Raw genomic sequence first — 22,321 nt, 5'->3', positions numbered from 1 at the left:
AGAGGTCAGGAACTGGAAGGCCAGGTCTCCTCCTCCTGGGCGAAGTGCAGCCGGGTGATCGCGTCCAGGCCGTACAGGCAGGCGCGGAGATCGTCGACCTGGGCGGTCGTCATCCCCGTCCCGGAGTCGGCCAGTTCGACGTGTGCGCCGAGACGTCGGACGAGGCGTCCGATTTCGGTGCGGGCACAGCTCGACGCGATGACGAGCGCGGAATCGGGGAAGGTACGGGTCAGTTCGGCATACAGTTCCCGTTCCTCGGCGCGCTCGTGGGGCAGCAGGCGTTCGGTGAGCATCTGGTGGAGCTCTCTCAGTTCCCGCAGGTGCTGCTCACCGGGTTCGGCCGGGATCCGGTCGGCCGTGTCCCGGAGGGCGTCCAGCAGCGCGTTGAGCTTCTCGTGTTCCGCGGTGGATCGGCGGATGAGTGCCTCTGCCGACGGGGAGAGCGGGGAGCGCTCCGCCCTGCCGGGGCGCAGGGACCGCAGGGCGTTGAGGATGACGGCGACGTCGATCCCCTCCTGGAGCAGGGCGCCGGCTGCGGGCGCGAGCAGGCCCGCGGCGGCCACGGCCATGGCGGCGAGGGACATGCCCATGCCGCCCAGCGCGCTCTGCACCGCGATGCGGCGTGCGCGTACGGCGATGGTGACGGCGTCGGCGAGACGGTCCACCCGGTCCGTGGTCAGCACGATGTCGGCCGCCTCGGAGGAAGCGGTGGAGCCGCGGGCGCCCATGGCCACGCCGACATCGGCGGCGGCGAGCGCCGGTGCGTCGTTCACCCCGTCGCCCACCATGACGGTGAGGGCATGTGCGCGTTCGGCCCGCACCGCGGCGATCTTCCCCTCGGGCGTGAGTTCCGCGTGCACGGCGTCGAGGCCGAGGACGGCCGCGGCCTCCCGGGCGGGTTCGGGACGGTCGCCGGTGAGCAGCACGAGCCGTTGGACACCCGCACCCCGCAGGCGGCGCAGCGTTCGGGCCGCGTCCCGGCGCAGCGGATCGCGGAGGCCGACAGCGCCCGCGGGACGGCCGTCGACGGTGAGCCAGACGAGGGCCGAGCCGTCCAGGAGGGCCCGGTTCTCGGCAGCCCGGACCCACTCGGGGCGTTCGGCGTCGGCGGCGAGGCGGCCGACCGCCATGCGCCGCCCCTCGACAATGCCGGTCGCTCCCCTGCCGGGCTCCTCCGCGACGTCCGCGGGCGGGCTGAGCCTGATGCCTCGTTCGCGGGCTGCGTCGACGACGGCGTGTGCGAGGACGTGCGGGGAGTACTGGTCGAGGGACGCGGCCAGCCGCAGCACGTCCTCCGGCGACCGGGCGGGCGCGGCGATCACATCGACGACCTGCGGGTGGCCGCCGGTGAGGGTGCCGGTCTTGTCGAGCAGTACCGTCCGGGCCCTGCCGAGGACTTCCAGGACACCACCACCGCGGATGACCACGCCTGAGCGGGAGGCGCGGGAGAGTCCCGAGACGACGGCGACCGGCGCCGCCAGGAGCAGCGGACAGGGCGTGGCGACCACCAGGACCGCGACGGCCCGTACGGTCGACCCGCTGACGAGCCAGGCCAGCCCCGCGACGGCGAGCGTCAGGGGCAGGAACCACGCGGCGTAGCGATCGGCCAGCCGGACGACGGGCGCTGACTCCGCCTCGGCCTCGCGGGCCAGCCGGACGATCCCGGCATAGGTGCTGGCCTCGGCGGTGGCGGCGGCCCGCAGGTCGAAGGCGTGGCCGGCGTTGACGACACCGCTGCGCAGCGGGCGGCCGGCGGCCCGTTCCACTGCCATCGGCTCCCCGGTGAGCACGGACTCGTCCACAATCGCGGTCGCGCCGAGTACCCGGCCGTCCACGGGGACCACTTCGCCGGGGCCGACCACCAGCACGTCGCCGACGGCGATCTCGTCGAGCGGCACCTTGGTCACGTCGTCGCCGGTGCGGCGCCTGGCGGAGCGGGGCGCGTGCTCCAGGAGCGACCGCAGATCGTGGGAGGCCCGTCGCTGGGCTCCGGCCTCCAGGGTCCGGCCGCCGGAGAGCATCAGCGCGATCAGCGCTCCGGCCAGGTACTCCCGCACCGCCAGGGTGCCGACAAGGGCCAGAACGGCGATCAGGTCCACGCCGGCGTGCCCGCGTCGCAGCGCGCCCAGCACCCAGGCCAGCGCGGGTGGGATGGCGGCGAGGGTGCCCAGGGCCCAGCACAGGTCAGCGGCAGCGGGCGCGTCCGTGAGCCAGGCGGCGCCCCCGGCGGTCAGGGCGGCAGCGGTGACGGTCAGGAGCGCCTGCTCGAGCCGCGGCTGCGGGATTCCGGCGGCCGCGCGGCGGACGGCCTCGGTGGGGATGGGGCGAAGACGGTGATGCATGACCTTCCCCGCTGCGACACCAGGTGGGCGGATCGGCACCCTGCATGCTGCCCTGATCGGTACCACGCGTTCCGCGGAAGGTGCCCGGTGCCGGGCGGAGTCCGCACGGTGGCGGGCCGGCTCGAGCCGAACGGAGCAGTGCGACCCGTCGGCGCGTCCGGTGAGCCGGGCCCCGTGCACTTCGGCGTGCAGGGGCCCGGTGCTTCATCCGGGACCGGGGCGGCTGCCGGCTGCCGTTTCGGCGGCCGGGGCGTCCCGCAGGCCGAGCCGCAGGTGCTCGACGTGGAAGAGGGCCTGCTCCAGGAGTTCGGCGACATGGTTGTCGTACAGCGAGTAGACGATGGAGCGGCCGTGCCGTTCGCCGGTGACGAGTCCCAGGTTGCGCAGCAGGCGCAGTTGGTGGGAGCAGGCCGAGGCTTCCATGCCCACGACTTCCGCGAGTTCGCCGACCGGGCAGGGGCCCTCCTGGAGGCGGGCCAGGATGTACAGGCGGGACGGGGTGGCCAGGGCCTGGAGGGCGGCGGCGACCTCGGTGGCCCCGGCCGCGTCCAGGCGCTCACGCGGGGTGTCGCTGTTCCTGCCGTCGCTTCCGTGGCCCATGCGGTCATCCTACTCATGACACTTGAAGACCTGTTCAGTTGTTCCGGTATGGTGGGCGCGCTCTCCACTCCCTGTGTGCGAAGGGGCGTTCCGCCATGTCCTCAGTCCTGCACCAGCGTCCTTCGCCGACGCTCGCCCCGGGGGCGCGATCCGCTCCTCCCCCGCGCCGCACGCGTCTGCTGGCGCTGCCGGAGGCCCGGTGGGCGGCCGCGGCGCTCGCGCTGTTCCTGCTCGCGCTGCCGCTGTATCTGCAGGGTGCTCCGGCCTGGCTCTGGGGAGCGCTGTTCGCCGCCGCCTACGCCGCCGGCGGATGGGAGCCCGGCTGGGAGGGCCTGAAGGCGCTGCGGGACCGGACGCTCGACGTGGACCTGCTCATGGTGGTCGCCGCGCTCGGCGCCGCGGCGGTGGGCCAGGTGCTCGACGGCGCGCTGCTGATCGTCATCTTCGCCGCGTCCGGCGCCCTGGAGGCCGTCGCGACCGCTCGGACGGCGGACTCCGTACGGGGACTGCTCGATCTGGCACCCGCCACCGCGACCAGGATCCTGCCCGACGGCACGGCGGAGTCCGTGGCCGCCGGACGGCTGGAGATCGGCGACCTCGTCCTGGTCAGGCCGGGGGAGCGGGTCGGCGCCGACGGTCTGGTCGTCGACGGAGCCGGGGAGGTCGACCAGGCCACCATCACGGGAGAGCCGCTGCCGGTGGTCAAGCAGGCCGGTGACGAGGTGTTCGCCGGCACCGTCAACGGCACCGGCGCGCTGCACGTCCGCGTCGGGAGGGACCCGTCCGACGCGGTCGTTGCGCGCATCGTGCGGATGGTCGAGGAGGCCTCGCGGACCAAGGCGCCGACCCAACTGTTCGTCGAGAAGATCGAGCAGCGCTACTCGGTCGGCATGGTGCTGGCCACGCTCGCCGTCTTCACCGTCCCGCTGGCGTTCGGTTCCGCGCTCGAACCCGCTCTCCTGCGGGCGATGACGTTCATGATCGTGGCATCGCCGTGCGCCGTGGTGCTCTCCACCATGCCGCCGCTGCTGTCGGCTCTCGCCAACGCGGGGCGCCACGGGGTGCTCGCGAAGTCGGCCGTCGTCATGGAGCGCCTCGGCGGGATCGACACCGTCGCCCTGGACAAGACCGGCACCCTCACCGAGGGCTCGCCCCACGTCACCGACATCCGGCCCGTGCCCGGCGGCGGGACGGACGAGGAGACCCTGCTGCGGCTGGCGGCGGCGGCCGAGCACCGCAGCGAACACCCGCTGGGCCGCGCCGTCGTGGCCGCGGCCCGGGAACGCGGCCTGGACCTCGCGGAGGCGGCCGGCTTCTCCTCCGTGCCGGGCCGGGGCGTCACCGCCACCGTCGCCGGCCGCACAGTCCGTGTCGGGTCGCCCGCACACCTGTTGCCCCGTCAGGGCGGCGCGGCTGCCGAGGAGATCGTCCGGGAACTGGAGGACGCGGGACGGACCGCGGTCGTGGTCGTGGTGGACGGTAGGAGCGCGGGGGTGCTGGGTGTCGCCGACCGGTTGCGGCCGGACGCCGCCGCCACCGTCGCCGCGCTCGCCCGGCTGACGGGTCGCGCCCCGACGCTGCTGACCGGGGACAACGCGCCCGCCGCCGCGCGCCTGGCGGCCGAGGTCGGCATCACCGACGTGCGCGCCGGTCTGCTGCCCGAAGAGAAGGTCGCAGCGGTGCGGGAGTGGGAGGAGCAGGGCCGGGCCGTCCTCGTCGTCGGTGACGGCGTCAACGACGCCCCCGCTCTGGCCGCGGCCCACACCGGCATCGCCATGGGCCGTGCCGGTTCGGACCTCGCGCTGGAGACCGCCGACGCGGTCGTCGTGCGCGACGAACTCGGCGCCGTCCCCGCCGCGGTCCGTCTCTCCCGCGCGGCTCGCCGGCTGGTGCTGCAGAATCTGTGCATCGCCGGGGTGTTCATCGCCGGGCTGGTCGTCTGGGACCTGGCGGGGACGCTGCCCCTTCCGCTGGGAGTGGCCGGGCACGAGGGCTCGACCGTCCTGGTGGGCCTCAACGGGCTGCGGCTGCTGACGGCCGGCGCCTGGCGCCGCGGCCGCGGCGGGGCGGCCGCCTGAGCGTCCCGCGCGCGCTCCCGTGCGCCTCCGGGGAACCCGGCGGCCTCCCCACGGGCGGACTGATCCTCGCCGTCTCGCTGTGCCCGGGAGCCCGGCAACTGCGCTGTCCCCCTGCCCGTCTCCGCCGTCCGCCGTGGTCGACATCGCAGGTGGCCGCCCGCGCCGGTGAGCATCCGGTCAGCGCACCAGAAGGTCGATCACACCGGTCAGGTCCTCCGCGCCGTCGCCGTCGGCCGGCCGGCGGCACATCAGCGCGAACCAGGGACTGAGCAGTTCCGGGCTGACGCCCCTGTTGTTCGGCGGTGTGCAGGAAGGTCGGCGTACCGGCCACCTGCACGGCGGGGGTGGAGACGACCCCCGTGGTGTAGTCGCCGCTGCGCAGCTGATCGGCGGCCCGGTGGACCGACCGGGGCCATGGCGGTGAGCCAGTCGGCGAGCAGCGGCGCGAGCGACGCGGGGGCGATGTCCTCCTTGCGGGTCAGTGCGAAGGCGCGCGCAGCCCCGGCGAGCATCCCGTACAGGGCGCTGAGCGACGTTGAACCGGCCAGGTGCGCCGGACGGGTACGTCTGCGGTGTCGACACCGCGATGGCAGTGAGCGGCGGCAAGTGGAAGGTGCTGATTCTCCGGGTGCTCCACGAGCACCCCCACCGCCGCTTCGGCGGGCTGCGCCGACTGCTTCCAGGCGGGGTTCCCTCGTCCGCCGGCGCGGGTTCGCCACCGGGAGCCGCCGGGAGCCGCCGGCGGCGTGCCGCCGCGGTCGTGCTGTCCGGGCCCGCGTGCCCCGGGCCCGAGAGGGCCCGTCACTCGGTGTAGTACAGCCCGAGGAACTCCTCCAGTGCCGCGTCGACGCCGGCCCGGTCTCCGGTGGCGAGCAGGTCGAGCAGCAGGCCGCGGACCGTGGCGAGCCCCAGCCGGGCGCGGCTGCGGGCCGTGGCGGCATCCGCCCCGGCCGCTTCCTCCGCTGCCGCGAGCGGCTCCAGCCACTCCGCCACCAGCCCCTCCAGGAACGGGAGGGCCTCCGGCCGGCCCCGCAGGGCGTGCCCGCAGATCTCGAAGAAGAGCCGCTCCTGTCCGGCCAGTGAAGGGTCCGCCAACTGCTGCCAGAGACGCCGGGCGGCGTCGGCGGGCGAAAGGCCGGACTCCAGGCGGAGCCCGGCCAGCAGCTCGCGCTGGCGCCGCTCCGACGCCCGGACGATCTCGACGAGCAACTTCTCCTTGGAGCCGAAGTGGTGGATCAGCATGCGGTGGCTGACGCCGATGGCACCGCCTAGGCGGCGCAGGCTGAGGTCCGCGATGCCATGCGCCGCGACGTGGTCGAGGGCCGCGTCCACCAGCCGGGCGCGCCGGTCGGGGTCCGCTCCGGGTGCCGATGGGCCCTCCCGCCGGGTGCCGTCCGTATTTCCCACCTCAGGAGTGTACCAAGTGGTACATGCACCATGTACCGTTCGGTACATGAAGCCCGTCACCGTGTCGATCGACGTACCGCAGACACCCGAGCAGGTGTACGAGTTCCTCGATGTCATGGCGCACCACGAGCGGTTCACCGACCACTACCTCACCGACTGGCACCTCAGCGGCCCCCGCCGCGGCCCCGGGTCCCGGGCCACCGTGACCGCCGCGCTGGGCGGCACGAAGACCGAGGCCGCCATCGAGGTCGTCGAGGCCGAGGCGCCACGGCACATCGCCGAACACAACGTCAGCGCCGCCGGGCGACGTGTCGCCCGCGGCACCTACACCATCGATCCGCTGCCCGACGGCGGGAGCCGGGTCTCCTTCTCCTACGCCTGGGAGCAGGCCCCGCTCCCCGACCGGCTGCTGGCTCCCCTCGTCCGGGCCACCATGCGGAGCGCGAACCGCACGGCCATGCGGCGCCTGTCCACGGAGCTGGCCCGGCACGCACCGGGCGCCGGAACCTGACGGCGGACCGCTCCACTTCACCACCCCGGGGCCGGCGGGCACGACCGGCGCCGATCGTCGGGCACCTCGCCGCCGGACACGATGCCGCCCGGCTCGACGTCACCGAGCACGGCCGCCACCGGCTCTGCGAGACTGCCGTCATGCCCCCAGCACCGCACCCGGTCGCCGAAACCCTCTCCTACCTCGCCGGCGAGTGGAGCGTGCGCCGCGAGGTGCTCGACCGTTCCAGCGGGCGGCGCGGCCGGTTCGACGGGCGAGCGGAGTTCCGGGCCGGCACGGGTGACGAGTGGCTGCACGTGGAGCAGGGCGTCTTCGAGTGGGACGGGGTCCGGCGCGAAGCAGGCCGGACGCTGCGGCTGCTGCCGGGCGCCGCCGGTACCGCCGAGGTGGCCTTCGCGGACGGCCGGTTCTTCCACGATCTCGATCTGCGCAGCGGGCATTGGACGGCACAGCACCAGTGCGGAGCCGATCTGTACGAGGCCGATTTCACGGTGGTCTCCCCCACCGAGTGGCGGCTGCGGTGGCTCGTCCGCGGCCCGGCCAAGGACCAGCTGCTCGACTCCCGCTACCACCGCACCGCACACGGCTGATGCCAGCGGGGGCGGGGCCCGCCGCCTCGGTTGACGAACACCGCCGACCGGCGCGGCCACGCCGAACGACTCCTGTCCGGTCCGCTGCGCGGTCCCGTGCGCGCGTCTCTTCGAAGACGGTGCCGCGCACAGGGCGAAGGCAGGGGCCGACACGGGCAGCGAGGCACGCGGGTGGTGCACCTCCGTCGCGCCCTGCGGGGACGCACAGGGTGGGCGCAGCGCGTTGGGAAACATCCCCGCCTCCTCCCGACACGTACGGGTGCCCCACGGGAACCGCTCAGGTCCTGGTCGAGATGTCCCTCGAACAGGATTTCTTTGCTGTGCAGGCGGTTTCCGCGGGTGGACATGCCGGTGGCGCCGATGAGCCACTACAGGTAGTTCACGAACCTCACCACGTGAGACAAGACGCGAGAGCGCGCACTCAACCAGGCGGAGCGTGGTGAGTGGCTTCCCATGACGAGGCATAGAAATCGTATGCCTTGTCAAGCCCGCTGATGCGGAATATTCGCTGCGCCAATCCCGAGGCAGATGCAATGCGCAACGACCCCTGATTCTCGCGCACACGCTTCGCGATCGCGACGACCGCGCCCAGCCCCATCGAGTCGAGGAACGTCACGAAGCCGAGATCCAGCACGAAGTTGCGATGCTCCTGTTCAATGAGGCCGAGCAACGCATCCCGCATAACAGGAGCGGTGTGAACGTCGACATCGCCATCGATCTCCACCACAGTCCAACCGTTGACAACCTCGTAGTTCACCATGAGGTCGTTTTTCCGGGTGATATTGGTCCGCATCTCGGCTCCTTCCCGTCTTTTCGGATCACCCAGAGCAGTTGCCAAAAGCAACCTATTTCAACCCCGAAGGTCGCCTGACCCGCCGGACAAGTCAGCCAGTGAACCCTTCCGGGCCTCCTCGGAGAAGCAAGCAAGCACCACTTCCGCCCTATGCACATCCAAACGCCGGCTGTCGTCTCTCACTCCTCATTGTCCAGCATGCGCACCAGATCCACCAGAATCAGTAGGTTTGCTCCGCCCTCGCCGAGGTGACTGAGTCCGGAATGCCGCCACTGATGCAGGTCCCAGCCCGTGCCGCTCTCGCGCAGCCAAGGACGGTGTGTTCGTCCAGCAGCATGCGGATCTGTCCGTACGACAGCCGGGCCGGGCCGGTGTCCTGGCACACGTCGCACGCGCTGACGACCTCGCCGGGGCCCGGCCTGCCGTGGGTGGTGAACACCGGCCCACGCGTACGCCCCTTGAGCAGCCGGGGCAGCAGCCGGGCGGTACCGGCGTCCCCAGCGCACGGGCTCCAGCACAAAAACCGTGCCCTATGTGGTGAGGCGTCGTTCAGATAATAGGGCGTTATCTGCGGGAATACTTCAACCGGGTCCGGTCGCCGAGGTTCCCTCAGCCGTCCACCAGGGCCGACGAAGACATAGGTCCAGTTCTCGTTCCGATGTTCCTCACCCCCCTGCCCCCCGCGGGCCGGTCCCGCCGCACGGCCGGCAGCGGACTCCCGATCCGTCGCGCGGGCCTGTGCTACGCGGACGCCGCCTCGCCCGCATGTGCGCCGAGCTCCGCCACTTCCGGCTCCGAGAGCCGCAGACCGACGGCGCCCAGGTCCTCCTCCCACCACGCGGGATTCGAGGTTCCGGGCAGGGGCACGGTCACCGGTGCGCGCCGCACCAACCAGGCCAGGGCCACCTGGACCGCGGAGGCTCCGTGCCGGGAGGCGGTCCGGCCGAGCGCCGAGTGCGGGGCAGCCCCCAGTTCGTTGGCCGGCGGGAACCAGGGGAGAAAGGCGATGCCGGCGTCCGCGCAGACGTCGAGGACGTCGTCGTGGTCACGCGTGAGGAGGTCGTACCGGTCCTGCACGGAGGCGATGTCGGTGACCAGCCGGGCCCGGTCGAGCTCGGCGACGCCGACGTTGCACAGACCGATGGCGCGGATCTTCCCGGCGGCGCGGAGTTCGACCAGCGCACCGAGTGACTCCTCCAGCGGCACCGAGGGGTCGACCGCGTTGAGCTGATAGAGGTCGATCGTCTCCCGCCCCAGTCTGCGCAGGCTCCCCTCGCACGCCTTCCGCAGGTGCTCGGGGCGCCCGTCGGCGCGCCAGGTGTTGCCACCGAGCGCGATGCGGCCGCCCTTGGTGGAGACCACCACGTCGTCCGGACAGTCGGCGAGCGCCTCGGCGATGAGTGTCTCGCTGATCTCGGGCCCGTAGCAATCGGCGGTGTCGACGAGCTGGACACCGGCCTCGACCGCGCGCCGCACGACCGCTGTTGCGGCGGCCGGATCGGGTGGGGGTCCGAACGTTCCGGGGCCGGTCAGCCAAGCACCGCCGAAGCCGATTCGGCGCACTCTGAGATCGGGCCCGATCTGCATGCTTCCGACAGCTTTCCAGTCCATTCGCAGGGCCTCACTCGTTCCAGGGGCATGCTCCGCGGGCTGCCGCACTGCGCCTCGGCCGGACACGCCCAGCGTGCCGCGCCGCAGCACGCTGGGCGTGTCCGGCGCACCGGGGCGGGCAGGAACTCACCCCCGCGTCCTCGCCTGCGCGGCCGATCCGCGGACCACATCCGCCCGGCGCCGCGCACCCCGGCTGCCGCGACTTCCGTCGCCGGATCTCGTGTGTGCGGCGTGGCCGGAACTGGCGTATGAGTCGGTCACGCCGCACAGAGTGGCCAGGGACGTCTCCACACCGGCGAACTTCCCGGTCACGGCGGTAGACTCGGGCCATGGGCAGGACGGACCGTGCCGGCAGGATGATCGCCGCATCGCGGGCGACCGTCTACGGAGCGCTCCTCGACCGGGAGGCTCTGGAGACGTGGCTTCCCCCCCCCGGCGGCATGCGCGGACGGATCGAGCGGTGGGACCCTCGGCCCGGCGGCGGATTCCGGATGACGCTCACCTACCTGGACCCGGCTGCCGGCCGGGGCAAGACGTCGGCCACGGAGGATGTCGTCGACATCGGGTTCGCCGAGCTGGTGCCGCCGGTGCGCGTGGTGCAGCAGGCGGTCTTCGAGGCCGACGATCCGTCGTACGCGGGGACGATGACCATGACCTGGCAGCTGGCCGCCGCCGGTGCGGACCGCACGGAGGTCACCGTCACGGCGACCGGCGTACCGCCGGGTATCGACCCCGCGGCCCACGAGACCGGACTCGCCTCCTCGCTGGCCAATCTGGCCTCGTACGTGGAAGACGCCGGGCGGCACGGCTGACGAGAGCCGCGGCCTACTGCTCGTGTGCTCTGGTCTGCAGACGCCAGGTGCTGCCCGCGCACGGCAGCGGCGGGAAGGTGTGTCCCGCCACGTCGGTGCTCCAATGGTGCCCCTGACCGCAGTCGCACGCGTAGATCCCGCTCACCGGGACCTGCTGGCCGGGCTTGAAGCGCTCGTCCTCGTCCATACGCCGGATACTGCGTCCCGGCGGCGCGGGAGCGCATCCCACCTCGCCGGTCCGCCGCCGCTCTCCCCCGTTCGCCGCGCCCGGCGGGAGCCGGTAGCGGGACATCGGTGATCATGATGCATGGGCTCCGTTCCGCTGGGAAACCGGAGCGCTCGACAGCAGACGACGAGCGAGCAGAGGAGTCCCCAGATGCGTGACGACGAGTTCCTGGCCCAGGTGCGGGACCGCGGCGGCTACGCGGACCAGAACGAGGCCCGGGAGGCCACGGAGGCCGTACTGACCGTGCTGGCCCAGCGGATCGGGGCCGACGAGGCCCAGGACCTGGCCGACCAGCTGCCCGCCCCCCTGGACCTTCCCCTCCGCGGTAGCGGCGCCGACGCGGACACGAGCGGGGAGGTGTTCGGCCTCGACGAGTTCCACCGGCGCGTCGCGGACCGGTCCCGGTCGCAGCCGGAGACGGCGAAGCAGCACGCCGCGGCCGTTCTCTCCACCCTGCCGCAGGCAGTGTCCGCCGGTCAGATCCGGCACGTCCGCACGCAGTTGCCCGACGAGTTCGGACCGCTCTTCGACCACCAGGCGTGACGGCTTCCGGCCGGCGCACCGGTCCGGGGCGTGTCGCTGCGGGCGCCCCGGGCGGTCACCGTCCCGGGTCCTTCTGCGCCGGACCGGACGGGACATATGTCACTGCTGTTCCAGCACGGTGGCCACTGTCGCCGGTTCGGTGCGCACGGCACGCTTGACTCATGAACACGCACACGCTCGCCCTGTACGGCTGCGCGGCCGCCGTGGTCGTACCCGGGACGCGCTTGATCACGGCCCGGCCGGAGGGCCGGCAGGCCGGTCCCGGCCGACTGCTCGCGGACCTGTGGCGACGGCCGGTGCCCCGGGCCGCCGCCGTGCTGACGGGCGTGATGGTGGCGATGGCCGTGGTGCAGAGCGTCGCCCCGGGTGTCATACCGCACCTGGAGCGCGCTCCTCACGGGCCGTGGTGGCGGGCGGCGACCGCGCTGCTGGTGCAGACATCGGGTTGGCCGCAACTGACCCTCAACCTGGCAGCGCTCGCCGTCGTCGCACCGGCGGCCGAGCGCAGCCTGGGAACCGTGCGGACGCTGGTGGTCTTCCTGCTGTCCGGCATCGCGGCCCATGTGGTGAGCATGGCGGGCTGGAGCGTGCACGGCGGGGGTGACTCGGTGGGCATCTGCGGCCTGGTCGGCGCGCTCGCGGCGGCCTACACGCTCGACGGCCGGCAACGGCCGCTGCGGTATCTGTCGGTGCTCGTGCCGACTGCCGGTGCGGTGCTGTGCCTGCTGGAGAACAACCACGGCATCGGCGTGCTGACCGGCGTGCTGTTGGGGGCCGTGGCCGCACGCGGAGGCAGAGACGACGGCAGAGCAGACGACGGCAAAGACAGCAGCAGGGATGGCAGCGGGCCGGCCGCGGTGGTGGGTTCGTGACGCCCATACCGCCGTGATCCGGGCGGCTGCCGCGCGCTCGCCTGCCGGACGCCGGCCTCCCGCCGACGGCAGCCGACGCAGTCACCGGCTCCGGGCCCGCCCGTCGCGAAGGTACGGCGCCTGCCCGAACCGGCGGGGGCACGGGGGCCGTTCGGGCCGGGCTGCGCGGCACCGGATCCCCGCGAGTGCGAATGCCGGTCCGGCCCGGCCCACGCCTCAGCCGTCGGCCGCCGGTGGGGCAACCGCGACCACTCTCCCGGTGGGCGCGGCCTCCGGCCTGCGCCGGAACACCTCCGCCACCGCGGTGTTCACCACGACGACGACCGCCATGGCCACCGCCGCGACCGGATGCCCCACTCCGTACAGGGCGGCTGCTCCGCCCCCGAGCACCAGCGCTTTCACCGCGAGCACGGCGGGCAGCCGCGGACGCAGTCGTGCCCTCGGCGCGGCGAACAAGGCCCACAGCACAACCGCCATCAGGGGTGCGCCGATCCCCAGCAGGACTCGAAGGACCGCCGGGCCGCCGACGGTGAAACCCCACCAGCTCAGGCACGCCAGGGCGGCGAGTTCGAGGAGGAACGCCAGGACTTCGTTGGCGGTGTACCAGCCCCGCCCGTCGAGCACGCCTCCGGACCCAGGAGGTGTCGGGGAGTCGGACGGTCCCGGCATGAAATCCTCCCGGTGGGGGCCGGACTCCCGGCGCACGGAGACGTGGTGTGCGACCCGCGGAGGCACCGGTGTGCCGGACGACAGCTGTGCCGGATGTCCGCGCGAATCGGGGTCAGCGTACTGCACGGGGCCTGCCCGGGGTCTCTCCCGGTACGGCCGCATCACCGGAAGCCCACGCCGCGCGGAGCGGCCGCTATCCGCATCGTCCGGCAGCTCGGTCCGGCGGAGCCGGGCACGCGCTGTGAGCGTGGTGCACACCATGACGACCGCGAGCACGAGTTGGGAGACGAGATAGCGAACGGGTTCTCCCGTGAGCACACCGCCGATGCCCAGCACGATTCCGACGACTGCCAGCACGGGGCAGGCCCGGACGAGGAACTTGTCGAGGGAACGGAGCCACGGGCGGCTCTCCAGAGACGTCACTGATCTGTTCCGCATGGGCTGCCGAATACCCATGCGACCGTTCTCAACACCCGCCCTCACACACATGGATACGGCACCGCCTCTCCGAGCTGTGACCGGGCCGGGAGGCGACCGCCACGGCACCGTCGGCAGGGAGGGACGGACACGGCGGCGGCGCGGGCGTCGCCCGCGTGCGGCGCGCGGGATCTGCACGGCCCTCGCTTCCCCGTGCTAGGAAGAGCACATGCCCGCACACGAGCGATACGACGCCGTCATCGTCGGCGGCGGCCACAACGGTCTGGTCGCCGCCGCCTATCTGGCCCGGGCGGGCCGCAGCGTGCTGGTGCTGGAGCGGCTGGGCAGCACCGGCGGGGCCGCCGTCTCCTCGCGCCCTTTCGCCGGGTTGGAAGCCCGCCTGTCCCGCTACTCGTACCTGGTGAGCCTGCTCCCGCGGAAGATCGTACGGGACCTGGGGCTGGAGCTGACGCTCCGGAAACGGCCGGTCTCCTCGTACACCCCGGTCCGGCGGGACGGCCGCGCCACGGGTCTGCTCGTGGACGACCGCGCCGACGCGACGCGGCAGTCGTTCGAGCAGCTCACCGGAGGCACGGCCGAGTACCGCGCGTGGGAGGACTTCTACGGCATGACCCGGCGCGTCGCCGAGCGCGTCTTCCCCACCCTGACCGAGCCGCTGCCCGCCCGGGAGGAGCTGCGCCGCCGGGTGGACGACGACACCGCCTGGCGCATGCTGTTCGAGGAGCCGCTCGGCGCCGCCGTCGAGGCGTACTTCCACGACGACCTGGTGCGCGGCGTCGTCCTCACGGACGCGCTCATCGGCACCTTCGCGGAATCCCACGACCCGTCCCTGAAGCAGAACCGGTGCTTCCTCTACCACGTGATCGGCAACGGCACCGGCGACTGGGACGTCCCCGTCGGCGGCATGGGGCAGCTCACGGACGCGCTGGCCGCGGCGGCGCGGTCGGCGGGCGCGGAGCTCGCCACCGGCCACCAGGTGACCGGCATCGAGACCGACGGCGACCGGCAGGCCGAGGTCGCCTACCGGACAGCCGAGGGTTACGGCACCGTCGCAGCCGGTCACGTGCTGGTGGGCGCCTCGCCCCACGAGCTGGCCGCGCTGCTGGGCGAGGAACCGCCCGCTGCCGCCGAGGGCGCCCAACTCAAGGTCAACATGCTGCTGAAGCGGCTCCCGCAGCTCCGCGATCCCGCCGTCGATCCGCGGCAGGCTTTCGCCGGGACGTTCCACATCGCCGAGGGCTACGAGCAGTTGGCCACCGCGTACACCGAAGCCGCCGCAGGCCGGCTGCCCTCGGCTCCGCCGTCCGAGATCTACTGCCACTCCCTCACGGATCCCACCATCCTGGGACCGGAGCTGGCCGAACGGGGCTACCACACCCTCACTCTCTTCGGACTGCACACCCCGGCCCGCCTCTTCGCCGCCGAGAACGACGCGGTACGCGAGAGGCTGCTGGCCTCGACCCTGGCCCAGCTCGACAGCCATCTTGCCGAACCCCTCGCCGGCTGCCTGGCCGAGGACGCCGAGGGCCGGCCCTGCATCGAGGCGAAGACGCCGCTCGACCTGGAACGCGATCTGCGGCTCCCCGGCGGCAACATCTTCCACCGCGACCTCGCCTTCCCGCACGCGCAGGAGAGCACCGGCCGCTGGGGAGTGGAGACCGGGCACGCCAATGTCCTGCTCTGCGGTGCGGGGGCCGTGCGCGGCGGCGGTGTCAGCGGCATCCCGGGCCACAACGCCGCCATGGCCCTACTGGGGCACTGACAGGGCGGTTGCCCCCGCGGCACTCCGCGCGGTCCGGGCGTCACTCCCGGGCGCTGGACCGGCGGCGCGCCACCGCGCCCTGAAGGGCGCGGAGCTGCTCCCGGTTCGCCGTCACTGGCCCACCCTGCCGTCGACGCGCTCGCGCAGGAGGTCGGCGTGTCCGCAGTGCCGCGCGTACTCCTCGATCCGGTGCACGAGCAGCTCCCGGATCGCGATGCCGTCCTCGCCCACCCGCTCGCCCAGGTCCGGGTAGCCGGCCAGGGCCGCGTCCGTCTCGGCCTGCTCACGCTCCAGATCGCGGTACGCGGCGTCGACGACGGCCTGCTCGGGCACGGCGCCTTCGAAGTCGGCGTCCCGTTCGCCGTACAGCTTCGGCAGCGAGTCGCCGCGGCCGAGCCAGTTGCGCCAGTCGCGCTCGACCTCGGCAAGGTGCCGCACCAAGCCGAGGAGGGACATCGTGGACGGCGACACCGACCGGTGGGCCAGCTGTTCCGCGTCCAGTCCCCCGCACTTCAGCAGCAGGGTCGTGCGGTAGTTCGTCAGGCAGTCCTGCAGCGAACCGAGTTCCCCGTCCGGAGCCGGTCCGTCGTTGCGGGGGTCGTCCTCGGGGTCGGCCCACATGTCCGGGTAGAGGGTCGCCTTGGTCCAGCGTGTGCTTCGGTCACTCATGCGTGGCATGTTCGTGCGTGCCGACCGAACCCGCCACCGGGTTTCCGCCGCGGGAGGACGCCGGACGGCAGCGGCTCCCCGGCGTCCTCCTCCCCGGCGGCAGCGCCCCGTCCGCAGGTCCGGTCGGACGGGCCGCCACGCCCGCCGCCTCCACGGGGCGGGACGCGGCCGGCGTTGCCGCGGTGCTCGTGCGCCCGCGCAGGAGACGCCTGGAGCGCTCGCGGGCTCGGGTCAGTAGGCGATGCGGTCGGCCTTGCCGACCCAGGCGTCGAACGGCTGGGTGCGATGGGGCAGATCGAGGTGCTCGACGGCCATCGGCCACGACTCCTGCGGCCGCTTCTCGAACAGGTCGTAGAACTTGCGGTCGTCGAAGCCCGCCACGGCGGCGTCGTGACGGTCGGCGGAGAAGATGAGCCGGTCGACGCGCGCCCACAGCGCGGAGGACAGGCACATCGGGCAGGGCTCGCAGGAGGTGACCAGGGTGCAGCCGTCCAGGCTGAAGGTGTCGAGTTCCTTGCAGGCGGCGCGGATGGCGCTGACTTCCGCGTGCGCGGTGGGGTCGAGGCTGGAGGTGACCTGGTTGTTGCCGAGGGCGACGATGTCGCCGTCCTTGGCTATCAGGGCACCGAAGGGGCCGCCGCCGTTGTGGACGCTGGTGGTGGCGAGCTGTACGGCCCGCTCCATCCAGGCGCGCTCGAGCTCACGGTTGCCGGTCTCTGCGATGCGGGTGGTCATGGGTGTTCCTTCGGGTGTGGGTGGGCGGGTGGAGGCGCCCCGGGTTGGGGTCGGCGGACGCCGGGCAGGGCGGCGGCCCCGGGCTGTGCGGAGTCGGGGCCGTGGGGGTGCCGGCGGGGGCCGGGCCGGATTCAGGACGACGTGCGGACGGCGGGAATTCCGCTCTGCCGCGTCGGACTCGAAACCGTGCAGGATCCATGTACCGGCACTTTTCCCGCGCACAAACTTTTCTCGCTTTCGAACGCCGGGGAAAACGGAGACGAGAATTGGACAATTGCGAACGGATCAGTGGCGTCGGCCTGCTTTCCGCGCGCGCCACCCTCGGGCCGTATCAGCCGGTCCTCTTCCCCGGAAAGGCGCAAGGCAGCGGGGTCACGGTGGTGACCGAAAGCAATACCCATGCCGGAGAGGCACGCTGGATTCTGCACGCCATACAACAAGTCCCTCGCTCCGTCGCGTCTGCTGCAAGAATTAGACAGCCCGCCGGTCAAGATCGGCCAGGGAGCGAAGGACCAAACAATGGGCGGAGTCGGCCTGGCGATTCGTAGGGTCCTACAAGTGCGGTCGCACCTCGTGACCCCCTGGTCGCTCCGGCAGCAGGCTGCTGGAGCCGGTCCGCAGCAGCGCCGTCGCGCACGGCCGGGACGGGCCTCCACGGGCGTGCTGGGGGTGCCGCCGTGCGGCCCCATGCCCTGGCGGTTCGTACGAGCACGCGCAGCGGGCCGGGGCCGCGGCGAGGGCCCTGCCGGTCGGGGTGGGGAGTCAGCTCTCCCGGGTCTCGAAGGCGCGCAGCACATCGGCCGCGACGCTCACGGCGATGGTCGCGGGAGTCTTGCCGGTGAGGTCGGACAGCCCGATCGGGGTCTTGATCCGGTCGATGGCCGCGTCGTCGTGACCGCCCTCGGTGGCCAGCCGCTTGCGGAACCGTGTCCACTTGGCGGCCGACCCGATCAGCCCGATGGGGCCCAGGTGGCTCGTGCGCAGCGCCGCGTCGCACAGCGCGGCGTCCTCGGCGTGGTCATGGGTCATGATCAGCACGTGGGTGCCGTGCGGCAACTCCGCCAGCACCTCCTCGGGCAGCAGTGGTGTGTGGTGCACCTGCACCTGCGCCACTGCGTCGGACAGGACGTCCAGCCGCTCCTCGGCGAGGATCTCGGCGCGGCTGTCGACCAGATGCAGGTCCAGGTCCTGACGCGCCAGGATGCGGGCCAGTTCCAGCCCGACGTGCCCGACGCCGAAGATCGCCACCGCCCGCACCACCGGGAGCGGTTCCAGCAGCACCGAGACCGTGCCGCCGCAGCACTGCACGCCGTGCTCGTTGGTCACCTTGTCGTTCAGCGCGAAATCCATCAGCTCCGGCTCCGGCTCGGACACGGCGAGCAGCTCCCGGGCCCGGTCGATCGCGACGGCTTCCACGTTGCCGCCACCGATCGATCCCCAGGTCCCGCTCCGCCCCACGACGAGTTTGGCGCCGGCGTCGCGCGGCGCGTGGCCGCGCGCGGCCGCGACGGTCACCAGCACACCGGGCTCCCGGCGTGCTCGCAACCGCGCGACCGCGGCGATCCACGTCATATCAGGCACCGCTCAATGCTTCCGCGCCGGTGCGCGCCGGTTCCGCGGCAGCTGCGGGCAGCTCGCCGTGCCGGGAGGCGGCGCCCCCGCGGGCTTCCTGGATCGCCCAGTAGACCGCCTCCGGCGTCGCGGGCGAGGCCAGCCCGACGCTGACCCCACTGGGCCCGAACGCGGCGGCGGCCTGCCGCAGGGCTTCCCGCACCGAGAACGCCAGCATCAGCGGAGGCTCTCCCACCGCCTTGGACCCGTAGACGGCGCCCTCCTCGGTGGCGTTCTCCAGCAGCCTGACGTTGAACTCCTCGGGCATCTCCGAGAAGCTCGGCAGCTTGTAGGTGCTCGCGGCCTGGGTCAGCAGCCGGCCGCGGTTCGGCCCGTCGCTCACGTCCCAGCGCAGGTCCTCCAGGGTCAGCCAGCCCGCGCCCTGCACGAACCCGCCCTCGACCTGGCCGATGTCGATCAGCGGCGAGAGGCTGTCGCCGACATCGTGCACGATGTCCACCCGCCGCACACGGTAGGCGCCGGTGAAGCCGTCGACCTCCACCTCGGTGGCGGCCGCCCCGATGGCGAAGTACTTGAACGGCGAGCCGCGGAACGACTTCGCGTCCCAGTGCAGCCCCTCGGTCCGGTAGAAGCCGGAGGCCGACAGCTGGACCCGCTGGAAGTAGGCGGTGCGCACCAGGTCGTCCCAGGCCAGCTCCGCGTCGCTGCCCAGGGCGCGCGCGACGCCCTCGACGATGCGCACGTCCGAGGCGTTGGCGCCGAGCTGGGAGGCGGCCACCTGCAGCAGCCGCTCGCGGAGCTGCTCGCAGGCGTTCTTGACCGCGCCGCCGTTCAGGTCGGCGCCGGAACTCGCCGCGGTGGCCGAGGTGTTGGGCACCTTGTCGGTGCGCGTGGGAGCCAGCCGCACCTTGTGCAGCGGGATACCCAGCGTGGTCGCGGCCACCTGCAGCATCTTGGTGTGCAGGCCCTGGCCCATCTCGGTGCCGCCGTGGTTGATCAGGACCGAGCCGTCCTTGTAGACCAGCACGAGTGCGCCGCCCTGGTTGAAGGCGGTGAGGTTGAACGAGATGCCGAATTTCACGCCGGTGACCGCGAGGGCCCGCTTGGTGTGCGGATGCGCCGCGTTGAAGGCCGCGATCTCGCGCCTGCGGTCGGCGATGCCGGCGTCGTCCTGCACCTGCCGCCAGACGGTGGAGATCCGTTCGGGCTGGGTGACCGGCTGCCCGTACGGCGTCGTCTGGCCCTGGCCCGGCTGGTAGAAGTTGCGCTCCCGCAGCTCCATGGGGTCCAGGCCGAGCAGCGGCGCGCACCGGCCGAGGATGTCCTCCATCACCAGCATGCCCTGCGGTCCGCCGAAGCCGCGGAAGGCGGTGTTGGAGACCGTGTGGGTCCTGGCGATGCGGCCGGCGACCCGCGCGTTGGGGATCCAGCAGGTGTTGTCGATGTGGCACAGCGCCCGGGCCAGCACCGGCTCCGACAGGTCCAGGCTCCAGCCGCCGTCCGCGGTCAGTGTGGCGTCCAGGGCCTGGATGCGGCCGTCCGCGTCGAAGCCGATCTTCCAGCGGGCGTGGAAGCCGTGCCGCTTGCCGGACATGGTCAGGTCCTGGGTCCGGTTGAAGCGGAACCTCACCGGCCGGCCGGTCAGCTTGGCGCCGAGGGCGGCGACGGCCGCGAATCCGTGCGGCTGCATCTCCTTGCCGCCGAAGCCGCCGCCCATCCGCAGGCACTGCACCGTCACCTCGTGGCTGGACACGCCCAGCACGTGCGCGACGATCTCCTGGGTCTCCGAGGGGTGCTGGGTGCTGCTCTGGACGAACACCTGCCCGTTCTCGTCGATCTGCGCCAGTGCGGCGTGCGTCTCCAGGTAGAAGTGCTCCTGGCCGGCGAACTGGAACTCGCCGCTGAAGACGTGCGCGGAGTCGGCGAAGCCCGCCTCGATGTCGCCCTGCACCATCACGGGCCGGGCACCGTGGTAGCTGCCGGCCGCGATCGCGTCCTGCAGCGTGATCAGGGAGGGCTGTTCGTCGAGTTCGACCTCCACCGCCGCCGCGCCGAGCCGCGCCGCCTCCAGAGTCTCGCCCAGCACCCAGGCGACGGCGTGGCCGTGGAACATGACCTCGTCGGGGAAGAGCGGCTCGTCGTGCTTCATCCCGGCGTCGTTGACGCCGGGCACATCGGCGCCGGTCAGCACCCGGACCACACCGGGCACCTCGAGCGCGGGAGCGGTGCGCAGCGCGGTCACCCGGCCGTGGGCCTTCATGACCTGGACCGGATAGGCGTGCAGGACGTCCTTGGTGCGGTGCACCAGGTCGTCGGTGTAGAGCGCGGCGCCGGTGACGTGCAGGCCGGCGGCCTCGTGCGGCATGGGGACGCCGACGACGGGGTTCTCGGGGCGCTGGGACAGCTGGCTCATGACGGCACCGCCTCGGTGGTTTGCGCGTACAGCTTCAGCAGGCTCTGACCGAGCATCGCCGAGCGGTAGTCGGCGCTGGCCCGGTGGTCGTTCATCGGAGTGCCCTGGGCCCGCAGGATCTCGGCCGCGGCCTCGACGGTCCCGGCCGTCCACGGCTCGCCCTCCAGGGCCGCTTCGACGGCGAGGGCGCGGACCGGGGTGGCGGCCACACCGCCCAGGCCGATGCGCGCCTTGCGCACGACTCCGTCCTCGATGTCGAGCGCGAAGGCGACCGCCACGCTGGAGATGTCGTCGAACCGCCGCTTGGCGATCTTGTGGAAGCCCACGAGCGGCGAGAGCGGGAGCGGGAGGCGCACGGCGCGGATCAGTTCGCCGGGACGGCGCACGCTCTGCCGGTAGCCGGTGAAGTAGTCCGCCAGCGGCACTTCGCGCTCGCCGTCGGCGTCCGCGAGCACCAGCGACGCCTCCAGCGCGAGCAGTACGGGCGGGCTGTCGCCGATGGGCGAACCGGTGCCCAGGTTGCCGCCGAGTGTGGCGCCGTTGCGGATGAGCCGGGAGGCGAACTGCGGGAAGAGTTCCGCCAGCAGCGGCACCGCGCCGTCCAGACGGCGTTCGATCTCGGTGAGCGTCAGGGCCGCCCCGATCTCGACGGCGTCGGACCCGACGTGCAGCTCGCGCAGTTCCGGAAGCCGGTCGACGGCGACGACGCAGTCGGCGCGGCGGGAGCGGATGTTGACCTCGACCCCCCAGTCGGTGGAGCCGGCGACCACCACCGCGTCGGGCCGCTCGCGCAGCAGCCGCAGGGTTTCGGCCAGGGTGCTCTTGCGCAGCAGCACCGCGTCGCCCTGGGCGTACTCGGTGGCGACGGGCGCGGGCGCCGGCTGCTCGCGCCGCTGCGCCAGCGGGTCCTCGTCGGCGGGCGTGCCGACGGCGAACGCGGCATCGCGGATCGGACGGTATCCGGTGCAGCGGCACAGGTTGCCGCTCAGCGCGTGCAGATCGAAACCGTTCGGACCGTGCTCGGCGTCGGCCGCGCCGTGCCCGGCGTCGCCGCTCTCGGCCGGTTCGGCGTGCGCGCAGCGGTCCGGCCGGTAGTACTCGGCGGCCATGCTGCAGACGAATCCCGGTGTGCAGTAGCCGCATTGGGAGCCGCCGCGGACCGCCATCTCCTCCTGCACCGGGTGCAGGGCGGGCGGTGTGCCGTGCGCACCGGCGGTGGCGAGGCCTTCCGAGGTGACGATCTCCTGGCCGTCGAGCGAGGCCGCCGGGACCAGGCAGGCGTTGACCGCCACCCAGTCGGTGGGCTTGTCCACCCCGGCCCGGGCCACCAGGACCGAGCAGGCGCCGCATTCGCCCTCGGCACAGCCCTCCTTGGTGCCGGTGAGGCCGCGCTCGCGGAGGAAGTCCAGCACCGTGGCGTGGGGCGGTGCCGGTGCGAGGGGGGTTTCTTTCCCGTTGACCGTGATCCGTGCCGCTACCATGACGTGCCTCCGTTCCGGGCCGGGGCAGGTCGGTTCATCTTGTTCGCCAATTTCAGGCAGCTTTCTGTGTTTCGGATACGCAGCAAAAGAGGAGCGAGCGCATGACGGCACGCGTCGGCGGCGCGCCGGAGAATGGTGGAGAAAGATGCGGGACCGTGCCACGGAGGGCACGTAGGAGCGGCTTTTGTCAGCAGCCG

At 72.7% G+C, this 22,321-nt stretch carries 19 protein-coding genes and 2 pseudogenes; 8 read left to right on the top strand and 13 right to left on the bottom strand.

The genetic code is table 11. From position 1 onward, the window contains the following. Window positions 1-5: 5 nt before the first annotated feature. Window positions 6-2,342 (bottom strand): heavy metal translocating P-type ATPase, encoded by a 2,337-nt coding sequence (locus tag ACFYMO_RS06175; protein ID WP_366772834.1) that lies wholly within the window; start codon window positions 2,340-2,342, stop codon window positions 6-8. Between the two features lie 204 nt (window positions 2,343-2,546). Then, entirely contained in the window at window positions 2,547-2,942 is a 396-nt protein-coding gene (locus tag ACFYMO_RS06170; protein ID WP_366772833.1) for a metalloregulator ArsR/SmtB family transcription factor, read from the bottom strand. Between the two features lie 95 nt (window positions 2,943-3,037). On the opposite strand from ACFYMO_RS06170, the gene ACFYMO_RS06165 reads away from it, so the two are divergent. Both ACFYMO_RS06165 and ACFYMO_RS06160 read left to right on the top strand, forming a co-directional pair. Beyond that, window positions 3,038-5,020, top strand: coding sequence for a heavy metal translocating P-type ATPase (locus tag ACFYMO_RS06165; protein ID WP_388544546.1), 1,983 nt, complete (start codon window positions 3,038-3,040; stop codon window positions 5,018-5,020). A gap of 535 nt (window positions 5,021-5,555) precedes the next feature. Then, a pseudogene (locus ACFYMO_RS06160) lies at window positions 5,556-5,705 on the top strand (winged helix-turn-helix transcriptional regulator); the annotation flags it as partial. Between the two features lie 116 nt (window positions 5,706-5,821). Here ACFYMO_RS06160 and ACFYMO_RS06155 read toward each other — a convergent pair. After that, entirely contained in the window at window positions 5,822-6,427 is a 606-nt protein-coding gene (locus ACFYMO_RS06155) for a TetR/AcrR family transcriptional regulator (protein WP_388544544.1), read from the bottom strand. A 46-nt stretch (window positions 6,428-6,473) separates the two neighbouring features. Between ACFYMO_RS06155 and ACFYMO_RS06150 the strand changes: the two genes are divergently transcribed. Further along, window positions 6,474-6,938 (top strand): SRPBCC family protein, encoded by a 465-nt coding sequence (locus ACFYMO_RS06150; protein ID WP_366772830.1) that lies wholly within the window; start codon window positions 6,474-6,476, stop codon window positions 6,936-6,938. A gap of 140 nt (window positions 6,939-7,078) precedes the next feature. Continuing rightward, window positions 7,079-7,528 (top strand): DUF6314 family protein, encoded by a 450-nt coding sequence (locus tag ACFYMO_RS06145; protein WP_366772829.1) that lies wholly within the window; start codon window positions 7,079-7,081, stop codon window positions 7,526-7,528. Window positions 7,529-7,949: 421 nt separating this feature from the next. On the opposite strand, the gene ACFYMO_RS06140 is transcribed toward ACFYMO_RS06145, so the two are convergent. The 3 genes and pseudogenes from ACFYMO_RS06140 to ACFYMO_RS06130 all read right to left on the bottom strand — a co-directional run bounded on the left by ACFYMO_RS06140 (window position 7,950) and on the right by ACFYMO_RS06130 (window position 9,908). Continuing rightward, window positions 7,950-8,321 carry an STAS domain-containing protein gene (locus tag ACFYMO_RS06140; RefSeq protein WP_366772828.1) on the bottom strand — a complete coding sequence of 124 codons (372 nt, stop codon included), beginning with the start codon at window positions 8,319-8,321 and terminating at the stop codon, window positions 7,950-7,952. A 212-nt stretch (window positions 8,322-8,533) separates the two neighbouring features. Continuing rightward, a pseudogene (locus ACFYMO_RS06135) lies at window positions 8,534-8,842 on the bottom strand (site-specific integrase); the annotation flags it as partial. A gap of 220 nt (window positions 8,843-9,062) precedes the next feature. Continuing rightward, on the bottom strand, window positions 9,063-9,908 hold the full coding sequence (locus ACFYMO_RS06130) for an aldo/keto reductase (protein ID WP_366772827.1): 846 nt from the start codon (window positions 9,906-9,908) through the stop codon (window positions 9,063-9,065). A gap of 353 nt (window positions 9,909-10,261) precedes the next feature. Here ACFYMO_RS06130 and ACFYMO_RS06125 point away from each other — a divergent pair, with 353 nt between their 5' ends. After that, a complete protein-coding gene (locus tag ACFYMO_RS06125; protein ID WP_388544539.1) occupies window positions 10,262-10,744 on the top strand; it encodes an SRPBCC family protein in 483 nt (160 codons plus the stop codon). 13 nt (window positions 10,745-10,757) lie between these two features. On the opposite strand, the gene ACFYMO_RS06120 is transcribed toward ACFYMO_RS06125, so the two are convergent. Further along, a complete protein-coding gene (locus ACFYMO_RS06120; RefSeq protein ID WP_366772825.1) occupies window positions 10,758-10,931 on the bottom strand; it encodes a hypothetical protein in 174 nt (57 codons plus the stop codon). A 189-nt stretch (window positions 10,932-11,120) separates the two neighbouring features. Here ACFYMO_RS06120 and ACFYMO_RS06115 point away from each other — a divergent pair, with 189 nt between their 5' ends. Next, entirely contained in the window at window positions 11,121-11,513 is a 393-nt protein-coding gene (locus ACFYMO_RS06115; RefSeq protein WP_366772824.1) for a DUF2267 domain-containing protein, read from the top strand. A 161-nt stretch (window positions 11,514-11,674) separates the two neighbouring features. Further along, window positions 11,675-12,385: a rhomboid family intramembrane serine protease gene (locus tag ACFYMO_RS06110; RefSeq protein ID WP_388544535.1), complete on the top strand. Its 711-nt coding sequence runs from the start codon at window positions 11,675-11,677 to the stop codon at window positions 12,383-12,385. Window positions 12,386-12,601: 216 nt separating this feature from the next. Here ACFYMO_RS06110 and ACFYMO_RS06105 read toward each other — a convergent pair whose 3' ends face one another. Continuing rightward, a complete protein-coding gene (locus ACFYMO_RS06105) occupies window positions 12,602-13,054 on the bottom strand; it encodes a YrdB family protein (RefSeq protein WP_051272245.1) in 453 nt (150 codons plus the stop codon). Between the two features lie 646 nt (window positions 13,055-13,700). Between ACFYMO_RS06105 and ACFYMO_RS06100 the strand changes: the two genes are divergently transcribed. Then, window positions 13,701-15,254 carry a phytoene desaturase family protein gene (locus tag ACFYMO_RS06100; RefSeq protein ID WP_388544532.1) on the top strand — a complete coding sequence of 518 codons (1,554 nt, stop codon included), beginning with the start codon at window positions 13,701-13,703 and terminating at the stop codon, window positions 15,252-15,254. A gap of 111 nt (window positions 15,255-15,365) precedes the next feature. Here ACFYMO_RS06100 and ACFYMO_RS06095 read toward each other — a convergent pair whose 3' ends face one another. From ACFYMO_RS06095 to ACFYMO_RS06075, 5 genes are all read right to left on the bottom strand, one after another. After that, window positions 15,366-15,923 (bottom strand): DUF664 domain-containing protein, encoded by a 558-nt coding sequence (locus tag ACFYMO_RS06095; RefSeq protein WP_388544530.1) that lies wholly within the window; start codon window positions 15,921-15,923, stop codon window positions 15,366-15,368. 231 nt (window positions 15,924-16,154) lie between these two features. Next, window positions 16,155-16,658 (bottom strand): nucleoside deaminase, encoded by a 504-nt coding sequence (locus tag ACFYMO_RS06090; RefSeq protein ID WP_366772818.1) that lies wholly within the window; start codon window positions 16,656-16,658, stop codon window positions 16,155-16,157. Between the two features lie 762 nt (window positions 16,659-17,420). Then, on the bottom strand, window positions 17,421-18,230 hold the full coding sequence (gene xdhC, locus ACFYMO_RS06085) for a xanthine dehydrogenase accessory protein XdhC (protein ID WP_366772865.1): 810 nt from the start codon (window positions 18,228-18,230) through the stop codon (window positions 17,421-17,423). Window position 18,231: 1 nt separating this feature from the next. After that, window positions 18,232-20,643 (bottom strand): xanthine dehydrogenase molybdopterin binding subunit, encoded by a 2,412-nt coding sequence (xdhB, locus tag ACFYMO_RS06080; RefSeq protein ID WP_366772817.1) that lies wholly within the window; start codon window positions 20,641-20,643, stop codon window positions 18,232-18,234. Further along, window positions 20,640-22,124 (bottom strand): FAD binding domain-containing protein, encoded by a 1,485-nt coding sequence (locus tag ACFYMO_RS06075; RefSeq protein ID WP_366772816.1) that lies wholly within the window; start codon window positions 22,122-22,124, stop codon window positions 20,640-20,642. The genes xdhB and ACFYMO_RS06075 overlap by 4 nt, the downstream gene beginning before the upstream one ends. Window positions 22,125-22,321 lie beyond the last annotated feature (197 nt).

Source organism: Streptomyces sp. NPDC007025, assembly GCF_042869455.1.
Taxonomy (GTDB): Bacteria; Actinomycetota; Actinomycetes; order Streptomycetales; family Streptomycetaceae; genus Streptomyces.
Note: the sequence above shows the minus strand (reverse complement) of the source record. Positions and strands in the feature narration are given on the sequence as shown.